This is a genomic window from Kitasatospora sp. NBC_01266 (genome assembly GCF_036242395.1).
Taxonomy (GTDB): Bacteria; Actinomycetota; Actinomycetes; order Streptomycetales; family Streptomycetaceae; genus Kitasatospora.
The window spans coordinates 7,408,627-7,421,507 of the sequence record NZ_CP108458.1 but is presented as its reverse complement, the minus strand read 5'-3'; the positions used below and the strand labels follow the sequence as shown (position 1 = coordinate 7,421,507).

Below are 12,881 nucleotides of genomic sequence, written 5' to 3'. Positions count from 1 at the left end.
GCGGGATGCGACGTCCACGGCCGTCGGCGACGGTCCGCAGCGTGGCCGGCCAGATCTTCGTGCTGCAGGTGCTGATCATCGTGCTGCTGGTGCTGGCCGCCGTGACGGCGCTGCTGCTCAGGGCGCGCAGCGACCGCTTCGACGCGGCCCGCGACCGCTCACTCGCCGCCGCCGCGGCCTTCGCGCACGGCCCGGGCCTGGTCAGCGCCATGCAGGGGCCGGACCCTACCGCGGTGCTGCAGCCGATGACCGAAGCCGCCCGCATGCAGGGCCGGGTCGACTTCATCGTCGTGATGGACCGCGACGGCATCCGCTACACCAGCCCGGTGCCCGCGCAGATCGGGCAGCGGTTCATCGGCACCATCGGCCCGTCGCTGGCCGGGCGGGTCACCCTCGAGACGACCAACGGCTCGCTGGGCGAGGACGTGCAGGCGGTCGTCCCGGTGATGGACGCGAGCGGCGGGGTCGTCGGCATGGTGGCGTCCGGAGTCACGGTCAGCCAGGTGAGCAGCGCGGTCTGGCGGCAACTGCCGCTGGTGCTCGGGGCCGGGGCCGCGGCACTCGTGCTCGCGACGATCGGCGCGGCGCTGACGGGCCGTCGGCTGCTGCGGCAGACGCGCGGTCTCGGGCCGGCGGAGATGACCCGGATGTACGAGCACCACGACGCGGTGCTGCACGCGGTGCGCGAGGGCGTGCTCATCCTCGGGGCCGACGGGCAGGTGCTGCTCGCCAACGACGAGGCACGCCGGTTGCTCGCCCTGCCCTCGGACGTGGAGGGCCGCGCGGTCGCCGAACTGGGCCTGGACGCCGCCATGACCGAGCTGCTGATCTCCGGACGCGCGGTCACGGACGGGGTGTTCCCGGTCGGGGAGCGGCTGGTGGCCGTGAACACCCGGCCGACCGGCCACGACGGCAGCCCCGGCGGCAGCGTGGCCACGCTGCGCGACTCCACCGAGCTGCAGGCCCTCTCGGGCCGGGCGGAAGCCGCCCGGGGCCGGCTGCGGTTGCTCTACGAGGCGGGCGCGGCCATCGGTACCAGCCTCGACGTGCGGCGCACGGCGCAGGAGCTGACCGAGGTCGCGGCGCCCGGGTTCGCCGACTACGCCACCGTCGATCTCGCCGAGTCGGTGCTGCGCGGCGAGGAGCCCACGCCCGGTGCGCACCGGGCGGCTCCCGAGTTGCTCCGGGTGGCGACCAGCGCCGCCCGGGACGACCATCCCCTGTATCCGGTCGGCGAGTTGGTGACCTTCGCCGCCTCCACGCCGGAGGCCAGGGGGTTCGTCGAGGGGCAGTCGGTGCTGGTGCCCGACCTGCGGGTCAGGTTCGACTGGCGGGCGCAGGACGCCGTACGCAGCCAGGAGGTGCTGGACTTCGGGATCCACTCCCTGGTCACGGTCCCCCTGCAGGCCCGGGGCGTCCTGATGGGCATCGCCAACTTCTGGCGCGCGCAGGGCAGCGAGCCCTTCGACGAGGAGGACCTGTCGCTGGCCGAGGAGCTGTCGGCCCGGGCCGCCGTGTGCGTCGACAACGCCCGCCGCTTCACCCGCGAGCGGGCGATGACGGTGACCTTGCAGCGCAGCCTGCTGCCGCACACGGTGCCCTCGCAGAGCGCCCTCGACGTCGCCCACCGCTACCTGCCGGCCGAGGGCGGTGTCGGCGGCGACTGGTTCGACGTCATCCCGCTCTCGGGCGCGCGCGTCGCGGTCGTGGTCGGCGACGTGGTCGGCCACGGCGTGCACGCCGCCGCCACCATGGGGCGGCTGCGGACCGCGGTGCAGAACTTCGCCACCCTGGACCTGCCGCCGGACGAGCTCCTCAGCCACCTGGACGAACTCGTCGGGCGCATCGACCAGGAGACGGCCGGCGCGCAGCGGCCGGCCCCGGTCACCGGCGCGAGCTGCGTGTACGGGATCTACGACCCCACCACCGGCACCGGCACTTTCGCCCGGGCCGGCCACCTGCCGCCCGCACTCGTCCACCCGGACGGCACGGTGGTCTTCCCCGAGCTGCCGGCCGGCCCGCCGCTCGGGCTGGGCGGGCTGCCCTTCGAGGCCGTGGAACTGTCCCTGCCCGAGGGCAGCGCACTGGTCCTGTACACCGACGGCCTGATCGTGGACCGCGCCCACGGCATCGGTGCCGGCCTGGAACTCCTCACCAGCACCTTGGCCGCCACCGGCCGGTCACCCCAGGAGACCTGCGAGGCGCTCCTCGCCGCCCTGCTGCCCGACCGGCAGCACGACGACATCGCCCTGCTGGTCGCCCGCACCCGCCGCCTGGCCCGCGACCGGATCGCCGAATGGGAGGTCCCCTCCGATCCCGCCGCCGTGGCCACCGCCCGCGCCGAGGCCACCGGGCAGCTGACCCGCTGGGGCCTGGACGAGGCGGTGTTCACCACCGAACTGATCCTCAGCGAACTGGTCACCAACGCCATCCGCTACGGCACCGCCCCGATCCGGGTCCGGCTGCTCCACGACCGGAACCTGATCTGCGAGGTCTCCGACGCCAGCAGCACCTCACCCCACCTGCGCTACGCGGCCGACGAGGACGAGGGCGGGCGCGGCCTGTTCCTGATCGCCCAACTCGCCGAGCGCTGGGGGACCCGCTACACCGCCCGAGGCAAGATCATCTGGGTCGAGCAGGCCCTGCCGGGAACGGCGGACGACGGCGCCGGCTGACGCCGGAAATCGCCTGCCCGCCAGCGGGCAACCAGCGCACCGGCAACCGGGTCGACAGTCACGCCCTTGCCTCGATGCCGAGTTCGGCGATGAGGTCCCGGATGCGCCGCTCGATCTCGTCGCGGATCGGGCGGACGGCATCGACGCCCTGCCCGGCCGGGTCCGCCAACTTCCAGTCCAGGTAGCGCTTGCCAGGGAAGTACGGGCAGGCGTCGCCGCAGCCCATGGTGATCACCACGTCAGAGGTCTGCACGGCCTCGACGGTCAGCACCTTCGGTGTCTCGGCGGAGATGTCGATGCCGACCTCCCGCATGGCCTCGACCACGGCCGGGTTCACGGCGTCGGCGGGGGCGGAGCCGGCCGAGCGGACCTGGACCCGCTCGCCGCCGAGGTGGGTGAGGAAGGCGGCGGCCATCTGGGACCGTCCGGCGTTGTGGACGCAGACGAACAGCACGGACGGGACGGCGGGAGTGCTCACGGCAGGGTGCTTCCTTGATCGAGAAGAGGGTGTGCGGGGAGGTGGCGCTCGCGGTGCGGGATGACGACGTCCTCAGCGGCAGGCGCGGGTCGGCCGAACAGCACGGCGACCAGGCCCACGCCGACGGCCAGGCCGACGAGTTGGGCGGCGACGAACGGCAGCACCGAGCCGGGCGCGATGCCGGCGAAGGTGTCGCTGAAGGCCCGGCCGACGGTCACTGCCGGGTTGGCGAAGCTGGTCGAGGAGGTGAACCAGTAGGCCGCGCCGATGTAGCAGGCGACGGCGACCGGCGTGAAGTGCGCGCGGCCGGTGCGGGCCAGGCCGAAGATCAGCAGGACCAGGCCGGCGGTCGCCACGACCTCTCCCAGCCACAGGTGCGGGGCCGATCGGTCGTGGGTGGACCAGCGCACCAGCGGCTCGGCGAACATCGCGTCCGCGAGCACCGCGCCGCCGATCGCTCCGGCGGTCTGCGCGGGCACATAGGCGGCGACCTCGCGCAGGGTCGGCCCCTCACCACCGCTGCGTCCGGTCCACCACGCGGCGAGGGTGACGGCAGGGTTGAAGTGGGCACCGGAAACCGGACCCAGCAGCGCGATCAGCACGCCCAGGCCGAAGACCGTGGCCAGCGAGTTGGCGAGCAGTTGCACGCCGACGTCCTGGGAGAGCCTGGCGGCCTGGATGCCGGAGCCGACGACGACGGCGACCAGCGCGCCCGTCCCGACGAACTCGACGGCCGTCCGGCGGCCGAGGCGGTACCCCCGGCCGGAGGCAGAGGGAGGCGCGAGCTCGGTCATCTGGAACCGCCCGAGCCGACCGGAGCCTGGAGGAGGGACGAGAGCTTGGCCAGCGCTGCGGGCAGCACCCAGTAGTAGACCCAGGTCCCGCGCCGCTCCGAGCCGACCAGGCCGGCCTCGCGCAACACCTTCAGGTGGTGGGAGATCGTCGGCTGGGAGACGTCGAACGGCCCGGTCAGATCGCAGACGCACGCCTCGCCGCCCTCGTGCGAGGCGATGAGCGACAGCAGCCGCAGCCGCACCGGGTCCGACAGCGCCTTGAACATCTTCGCCAGGTCGGCGGCGGCCTCTTCGCCCAGTGGCTCTCGGACCATCGGCGAGCAGCACGCCACCACATCGTCCTGGCCGAGCACCGGCAGTTCCAGATTCGACATGCGTCTATGTTGACAGCCATCTATTCAAGAGGCAACCTTGCCTGTATCGACAGCTGTCGATACAGAATGGATCGGGGAGACCGCCATGTCCCGTGTTCAGCTCGCCCTTCGCGTCGCCGACCTCGAAGGCTCAATCGCCTTCTACGCCAAGCTCTTCGGCACCGAGCCGGCCAAGCGGCGCCCCGGCTACGCCAACTTCGCCATCACCGAACCACCGCTCAAGCTCGTCCTGATCGAGGGCCAGGCCGGCGAGGAGACCCGCCTGGACCACCTGGGCGTGGAGGTGGAAACCAGCGAACAGGTGGCTGCGGCAACATCACGGCTGGCCGTGGCCGGGCTCGCCACCGTCGAGGAGAGTGACACGACCTGCTGCTATGCCGTCCAGGACAAAGTGTGGATCCACGGCCCCGGCCGGGAGCCCTGGGAGGTCTTCGTGGTCAAGGCCGACGCCGACGTCCTGGCTGGGCAGGACGGCGGTACGCGTTGCGCGACCGGCTCGGCAGGGGTTCCCGGGACAGCGGCCTCGGGCTGCTGCTGAACGTCATCGGTCCGCCGGGGCCGGAGCGGAAGATCAGTGGTCGCCGAAGAAGATCTCCCGAACCTCGCGAGCGGCGTAGTAGACCAGGACGTAGCCAGCGGCCGGGTCGGCCCACCACCAGCCGAGAGTGCTGTTGAGGACCAAACCGACCAGGACGGCGGCGGCAAGCAGCCGTCGATCAGGGTGACCCGGCCCTCGGTCTTGAGGACCGGATTGTCCAACGCGGCGCCGGTGCGGGCTTTGCCCGCTGCCAGGGCGAACATCACGGCAGCAGTCACTGCGGTCCAGGCGATACCGAGGGGCGAGTGGTGCGAGTGGAAGCCGCTGACCAGGACGAGGGTGGACTGCGCCAGCAGGTAGCCGGCAAGCAGAGCAAAGCCGACGCCGATCAGGCGCAGGCCCCGACGCTGGCGGGCCTCGCCGGTGCCGGAGAGCTCCCAGATCACCACGGTGGACGCGCCGATCTCGATCAAGGAGTCCAGGCCGAAGCCGGCCAGAGCTACCGAGCGGGCGGAGATCGCAGCGATCCCCAGCACCACAATGCCGACCATGTTCCAGCCCAGCGTCGTGTACTCCAGGGCGAAGCCACGGCGGAGCAGGTTCTGTCGGGAGATCGCGTTCATGTCGGCCACCGCGCGATTCTCGCAGACCGATGCCTTCTGCCAGCCAGGCCCTCAGTGCTGCGGAGGGCGGGCCCCGGCCGCCAGGCCGCCGCGGGAATGTCCTGGACCACGGCGGGGAACGCCTTGTGCTCGTCGTAGCTTGGTGGTGTTCACGCCCAGAGCTCCTTGAGGATCCATTTGATCTGGCTGCGGATCTCGGGTGGGCCGAGGGCACGGGCCCGCAGGTGGTCGAAGGCCTCGGTAGCCAAGGCGGGCGCGGTCAGCCGTGGTCGCGGATGTCCTCGCGGAGGCCGTCCGCGAGCGACCGGACGATCGGGTAGCGCAGGAACGAGTGGTGGTCGCCCGGTGTGCTCCGCACCTCGAGGTCGGGGGCGAAGGGGCGCCAGGTCTCCTTGACCGTTCCGTTGACCCAGTCCGGCAGCACCCGGTCCGCCGCCTCGTAGAGGGTCACGTGGCAGCCCACGGGTGAGGGGGCGTAGGTCGTGATCGCGGTGCCGATTCCCCGCATGACGGTCAGGTGGCGCACCAGGTCGTCACCGGCGATCTCGTACAGCTCCGGGGGAATGTTCAGCCAGTTCAGCTTGGTCAGCACCTCGTCCGGCAGGGCCCGGCCCGCCGTGGCGGGCTCGTTCTCTGCGGCGAGATGGGCGAGATCGGCGAGATGGGCGAGCAGCGCGTCGATCGTCTCGATGGTGGCTCGCGAGGCGGCCTGGTACTCCGCGGTGGGGAAGATGGTGTCCAGGGCGATGACGCGCACGGCGTTCCCGGTCGACTCGAGGAGCCTGGCGGTCTCCGTTGCCAGGACACCGCCGAACGACCAGCCCACCAGCAGGTACGGCCCCTTCGGCCGGCTGCTCAGGATGGCATCGCGGCAACTGCGCGCCATCTCAAGGAGGTTCCACTCGACCGTGTCCGGGGTGTCCCACCAGGACAGCTCGACGCCGAGCACCCGGGCGTCGGCGTTCAGCGCCCGGGCCAGCGGGACGTAGCCGGTGACGTTTCCCGCGATCACCGGGAAGCAGAAGACCGAGCGGTCACTGGTGCTGTCGTTCAGCGGCGAGATGATGCCGCGGCCCGCCGTCTCCGGCGTGCCCTCGAGGACGTCGCGCCCGATCCGGTCGGTGAGCTGGGCGATGGTCTGGTGGCGGTACATCATCCGGGGCGTGATGTGGATGCCCAGGCGGCCGGCCCGGAAGATGGCCTGGATGCTGACGATGGAGTCGCCGCCGAGTTCGAAGAAGTTGTCCTCGACCCCGACCTGGTCCAGCCCCAGGACCTGCCCCCAGATCCGCGCGATCGCCTCCTGGACCGGCCCCACCGGCGCCACATACGCCCGGCCCGTCGCCGGGCGCGACCCGTCCGGGGCCGGCAGCGCCCGCCGGTCCACCTTCCCGTTGACCGTCAGCGGCAGCGCATCGATCACCAGCACAAGCGACGGCACCATGTAGTCCGGCAACCGCTCCGCCAGCAGCCGCCGCAGCTCGACCACCTCGACGCCGGCGGCAGGGTCCAGCGGCACCACGTACGCCACCAACCGCTGCTCCCCCGGCACATCCTCCCGCGCCATCGCCACCGCGTCGGCGACCAGCCCGCTGGCCCGCAGCGCCGACTCCACCTCACCCAGCTCGACCCGGAACCCCCGGACCTTCACCTGGTCGTCCAGCCGGCCCAGGAACTCCAGGTTCCCGTCCGCCCGCCAGCGCGCCAGGTCCCCGGTCCGGTACATCCTCCCGCCGTCGAACGGACAGGCCACGAACCGCTCCGCCGTCAGCCCGGCCCGGCCGAGATACCCGCGCGCCAGCCCGAGGCCCGCGACGTACACCTCGCCCGGCACCCCGACCGGCACCGGATTCAGGTACCGGTCCAGCACGTAGACCCGCTTGTTCGCGACCGGACGGCCGACAATGTCCTCGGTCCGCTCCGCCCAGTCCTCGCTGACGGGCCAGAAGGTAGCGGTCATCGTGCTTTCGGTGGGGCCGTACTGGTTCACCAGGCTGCCGCGCACGGTCCGGTGGCCGCGCAGTCCGCCCAGGCGCAGGCTCTCACCGCTGACCGCCGTCAGCCGCACGGACTCCAGGTACTGCTCCGCGCCGGGGACGGACATGATCTCCCGCAGCTGCGAGGGGACCGCGCTGAGCAGCACCTCCACCTGGTACCGGGCGATGCACGCGGCGATCGCGGCGGGGTCGAACGGCCCCTCCTGGTGGAACAGTACGGCCGTGGCACCGCAGGTCAGCGGCCCGAGCAGATCCCGCACCGAGGCGTCGAAGGCGATGGACGCCAGCTGCAGCACCCGCGTTCCGGGCAGGATCCGGTACCGGGAGGCGATGAACCGCAGGTACGCCGCCACTCCCTCGTGCTGGATGCTGACGCCCTTGGGGAGGCCGGTGGAGCCCGAGGTGTACACCACGTAGGCGAGGCTGGCGGGTCCGCCCAGTGGCGCCGGGTTGTCGCCAGGGCGGGCGGCGATGGCCTGCTGGTCCTCGTCCTGGTCCAGGCAGAGGGCGGGGGTGGTGGCGGCGAGCCGGTCCCGCAGGTGCCGCTGGGTGACGAGCAGCGGTGCCCCGGTGTCGGAGAGGATGTGCAGCAGCCGCTGCGTGGGGTAGGCGGGGTCCAGCGGCACGTAGGCGGCGCCGGATTTGAGGATCCCGAGCAGGCCGACCACCATCTCCGGCGACCGCTCGACGCAGAGCGCGATCAGTGTCTCCGGCCCGGCGCCACGGTCCCTGAGGTGGTGGGCGAGCCGGTTGGCCCGCCGGTTGAGTTCGCCGTAGGTCAGCTCCGTGTCGCCGGCGACCAGCGCGACGGCGTCCGGTGTGCGGGCGGCCTGCTCCTCGAACAGCCCGTGCACACGGCGGTCGCGCGGCAGGGGTGCGGCGGTGTCGGTCCACTCGTCCAGCAGTTGCCGCCGCTCGGGCGCGGTGAGCACGGACAGTCCGGAGAGCCGGCGGTCCGGATCGGCCGCGATCCCGGTCAGCAGGGCGCCGAAGTGTCCGGCCATCCGGGCGATGGTGCCGGACTCGAACAGGTCCGTGCTGTACTCGATCAGGCAGCTCAGCTCCCCGCCGCGCTCCCGCACCGACAGCGTCAGATCGAACTTCGACACCGGCTGCTCCCACTCCACCGGCGTGACCGTGACACCGGTGAACTCGAAGGGCGCCACCGGGGTGTTCTGGAAGATGAACATCACCTGGAACAGCGGGTTGCGGCTGAGATCGCGCTCCGGGCGCAGTTCCTCCACCAGGCTCCCGAACGGCAGGTCCTGGTGCGCGTAGGCATCCAGCGCGGCCTGCCGGACCTGTGCCAGCAGCTGCGTGAAGGTCGGGTTCCCGGCCAGGTCCGCGCGCATGACCAGGGTGTTCACGAAGAACCCGATGAGCCCTTCGGTGTCGGCCAGGTTGCGGTTGGCGATCGGGGTGCCCACCGCGATGTCGTCCTGGCCGGAGTAGCTGGACAGCAGCAGTTGGAAGGCCGCCAGCAGCGTCATGAACAGCGTCGTCCCCGCACGGCGGGAGAGCGCGAGCAGCGCCGCGGTCAACTCCGGTGGCACCGCGAACTCGTACTCGGCTCCACGACCGGAGCGCACCGCCGACCGCGGGTGGTCGGCGGGCAGCTCCAACGGCGCCAGGCCGCTCAACCGCTGCCGCCAGTAGCCGAGTTGACGTTCCAGCACCTCGTCGCGCATCCAGTCCCGTTGCCGCACGGCGAAGTCGGCGTACTGGATCGGCAACGGCTCCAGCGGCGACGGCCCGCCCTGGCTGAACGCCCCGTACAGCACGGCGAGTTCGCGGGTGAGCAGCCCCATCGACCACCCGTCGGTGGCGATGTGGTGCACCACCAGGACCAGGACGTGCTCGCCGGCCGGCAGCCGCAGCAGCCGCGCCCGCAGCAGCGGAGCCGTGCCCAGCTCGAACGGCCGGGTACCTTCGGCCGTCACCACCGCCGACACCTCTGCCCGCGCCCGCTCGGCCGACAACCCGCTCAGGTCGGTCACCGGCAGCGCCAGCCCGGCCGGTGGCTCGATCACCTGCACCGGCACGCCTGCCACCACCTCGAACCTGGTGCGCAGCACCTCGTGCCGGTCGACGATCTCGCCCAGCGCCCGCTCCAGCGCCGCTTCGTCCAGTTCCCCGGCCAGCCGCAGCGCCCTGGTGAGCAGGTACTCGGTGCTCTCCGGGACGAGTTGGTCCAGCAGCCACAGCCGTTCCTGCGCGAAGGACAGCGGAAGTGCACCCTGCCGCGGCACCGGCCGGATCGACGGCATGCCGGGCTCCGCGTCGCCGCCCGCCCGCACGACGTCCGCCACGACGTCCGCCAGCCCGGCCACGGTCGGGGCCGCGAACATGCTGTGCACCCCGAGCCCGGTGCCGAACTCCTGCCGCAGCCGGGATATCACCCGGGTCGCCAGCAGGGAATGCCCGCCGAGTTCGAAGAAGTTGTCCTCGGCTCCGACCCGGTCCAGCCCCAGGACCTGCCCCCAGATCCGCGCGATCGCCTCCTGGACCGGCCCCACCGGCGCCGCGTACGCCCGGCCCGTCGCCGGGCGCGACCCGTCCGGAGCCGGCAGCGCCCGCCGGTCCGCCTTCCCGTTCGACTTCAACGGCACCGCGTCGATCACCATGACCAGCGACGGCACCATGTACTGCGGCAGCCGCTCCGCCAGCAGCCGCCGCAACTCGGCCACCTCGACCCCGCCACCGGGCTCCAGCGGCACCACGTACGCCACCAACCGCTGGTCCCCCGGCATGTCCTCACGTGCCATCACCACCGCGTCGGCGACCAGCCCGCTGCCTCGCAGCACCGACTCCACCTCACCCAGCTCGATCCGGACCCCCCGGACCTTCACCTGGTCGTCGACCCGGCCCAGGAACTCCAGGGTCCCATCCGCCCGCCACCGCGCCAGGTCCCCGGTCCGGTACATCCTCCCTGCTTCGAAGGGACACGCCACGAACCGCTCCGCCGTCAGCCCGGCCCGGCTCAGGTAGCCACGCGCCAGCCCCGTGCCCGCGAAGTACAGCTCCCCCGGCACCCCGACCGGCACCGGATTCAGGTATCCGTCCAGCACGTAGCCCCGCGCGTTGGCCAGCGGACGGCCGATCGGCACCACCTGGTCCGCGGCGAACCCCGGCTCGAGCTCCGCCCCCAGCACCCAGATCGTCGTTTCCGTCGGTCCGTACACGTTGGTGAGCCGGCGGACCAGCGGGCGGGTGGTGGCGGCGAGTTCGGGGTCGAGGGCTTCGCCGCCGAGCAGCAGGTGCAGGCGGGCGGACAGGTCGGGGAGCTCGTCGACGACCAGTCTCCACAGCGAAGGGGTGGCCTGCACGACGGTGATGCCGTCGTCGGCGAGCATCGCGGCGAGCAGGGCCGGTGAGGTGACCTGCGCGCGGGTGGCGAGGTGGATCCGAGCGCCCCGCACCAGCGGCAGCAGCAGGTCCACGGTGGAGATGTCGAAGGTGTACGGGGCGAGGGCCAGCAGGCGGTCCCCGGCGGAGAGTCGCATCAGGTCCTGCATCGCGAGCAGGCCGTTGGTGAGGTTGTCGTGCCGGGTCTGGACGCCCTTGGGGGCGCCGGTGGAGCCCGAGGTGTAGATGAGGTAGGCGAGGTTGCCGGCGGTGGCCCGCCGTGGCGGGGCGGTGACGGGGTACCCGGCAGGGCTGCCGTCGTCCAGGCACAGGACCCGCCGACCGTCCCGGGCGGGGATCCGGTCGGCCAGGTGCCGCTGGGTGACGACGACCGGGGCCGCGATGTCGTCCAGCATGAACGCCAGCCGCTCGCGCGGGTGGGCCGGGTCCAGGGGCACGTAGGCGCCACCCGCCTTGAGGATGCCCAGCAGCCCGGTGATCAGCTCCGGGCCGCGCTCCACGCAGAAGCCCACCAGGGTCTCCGGCCCCACTCCGGCCTCGATCAGCAGGTGCGCGAGCTGGTTGGCCTGCTCCTCCAGCTCCCGGTAGGAGAGCTCACGGTCCCCGCAGACCACCGCGGTCCGCTGCGGTGATTCGGTCGCCTGGCGGGTGACCAGCTCGTGCACGCAGGCGTCCGGGAAGGGCGCCCGGGTCGAGTTCCACTCGGTGACCAGCCGGTGCTCCTCGGCGGCGGTGAGCATCGGCAGCCGCGACACCGTGGTCGCCGGCTCCGCCACCACGCCGGCGAGCAGGGTCAGGAAGTGGCCCGCCAGCCGCTCGATGGTCGCCCGGTCGAACAGCTCGGTGGCGTACTCGAGGACACCGGTGAACCCTGCCGCGGTCTCCGCCATGTCCAGCGACAGATCGAACTTGGCGACGTCCCAGTCCAGTTGCTCGGCCTCGACGCGCAGCCCGGGCAGTTCCCAGCCGCGGTCGCCCGCCCGGGTGTCCTGAAGGTTGAACATGGTCTGGAAGAGCGGGGTGCGGGACAGGTCCCGTGTGGGAGCCAGGTGTTCGACGAGCCGCTCGAACGGCAGGTCCTGATGGTCGTAGGCGGCCAGCGCGGTCTGGCGGACCTGTGCCAGCAACCGCGTGAACGCCGGGTCCCCGGACAGGTCCGCACGCATGATCAGGGTGTTGAGGAAGAGTCCGACCAGTTGCTCGGTCTCGGCCCGGTTGCGGCCCGCGACCGGAGTCCCCACCGCGATGTCCTGTTCTCCGGTGTACCTGGCCAGCAGCACCTGGAACGCCGCCAGCAGCCCCATGAACGGCGTCACCCGGTGGGCGTCGAACAGGTCCTTGAGCTGTGCCGACAGCGCTGCCGGGATCTCGAAGGACAGCGTGGCGCCCCGCGCGGAGCGGACCGCCGGCCGGGGCCGGTCGCCGGGCAGCTCCAGCGGCGCCAGCCCCGCCAGCCGCCCGGTCCAGTAGGCCAGTTGCTCGTCCAGCACCCGCCCGTCCAGGGAGTCCCGCTGCCAGATGGCGAAGTCGGGGTACTGGATGGGCAGTTCCGGCAGGTCGTGGGTTCCGCCGTCGCGGTGGGCGGCATACAGCCGCCCCAGCTCCGCGGCGATGATGCCCATGGACCAGCCGTCGGCGATGATGTGATGGACCGTCAGCACCAGGTGGTGCTCATCCGGACCCTGCCGGAACAGCACGGCACGGAACAGCGGCCCGCGCTGCGGGTCCATCGGGGCCATCGCCGCCGCCGCGACCTCCTCGGGACCCGCCGGCCCGCCGGCCACCCGCAGCACCTGCGGGTCGGGCTCGCGCACGAGCTGAACGGGCTGGCCGTCACGCTCGCCGAACACCGTCCGCAAGGACTCGTGCCGGGCGGTCAGGTCGGCCACCGCCGCGGACAGCGCCGCGACGTCCAGCTCCCCGGTCAGCCGCAACACCACCGGGATCAGGTACTCCGTACTCCCCGGCGAAAGCTGATCCAGGAACCAGAGCCGCTGCTGAGCGAACGAAACCGGCAACAGGACATCGTCTGGCAT

Annotated in this window: 6 protein-coding genes; 2 read left to right on the top strand and 4 right to left on the bottom strand. The window is 72.2% G+C overall.

The window, feature by feature from the left end:
* The first annotated feature begins 5 nt into the window (after positions 1-5).
* Positions 6-2,675: a SpoIIE family protein phosphatase gene (locus OG403_RS31915; protein WP_329570550.1), complete on the top strand. Its 2,670-nt coding sequence runs from the start codon at positions 6-8 to the stop codon at positions 2,673-2,675.
* 58 nt (positions 2,676-2,733) lie between these two features.
* On the opposite strand, the gene OG403_RS31910 is transcribed toward OG403_RS31915, so the two are convergent.
* Genes OG403_RS31910 through OG403_RS31900 form a run of 3 tightly spaced genes read right to left on the bottom strand, consistent with a single transcriptional unit; the run spans position 2,734 to position 4,321 of the window.
* Complete coding sequence (locus tag OG403_RS31910) at positions 2,734-3,153, bottom strand: arsenate reductase ArsC (RefSeq protein ID WP_329570548.1); 420 nt, start codon at positions 3,151-3,153, stop codon at positions 2,734-2,736.
* Entirely contained in the window at positions 3,150-3,947 is a 798-nt protein-coding gene (locus OG403_RS31905) for an MIP/aquaporin family protein (protein WP_329570546.1), read from the bottom strand. The genes OG403_RS31910 and OG403_RS31905 overlap by 4 nt, the downstream gene beginning before the upstream one ends.
* Entirely contained in the window at positions 3,944-4,321 is a 378-nt protein-coding gene (locus OG403_RS31900; protein ID WP_329570545.1) for an ArsR/SmtB family transcription factor, read from the bottom strand. Before OG403_RS31900 ends, OG403_RS31905 begins: the two co-directional genes overlap by 4 nt.
* 85 nt (positions 4,322-4,406) lie before the next feature.
* Between OG403_RS31900 and OG403_RS31895 the strand changes: the two genes are divergently transcribed.
* Positions 4,407-4,859 (top strand): ArsI/CadI family heavy metal resistance metalloenzyme, encoded by a 453-nt coding sequence (locus OG403_RS31895; RefSeq protein WP_329570543.1) that lies wholly within the window; start codon positions 4,407-4,409, stop codon positions 4,857-4,859.
* An 882-nt stretch (positions 4,860-5,741) separates the two neighbouring features.
* Here the strand turns inward: OG403_RS31895 and OG403_RS31890 are convergent.
* Positions 5,742-12,881 (bottom strand): non-ribosomal peptide synthetase, encoded by a 7,140-nt coding sequence (locus OG403_RS31890; protein WP_329570541.1) that lies wholly within the window; start codon positions 12,879-12,881, stop codon positions 5,742-5,744.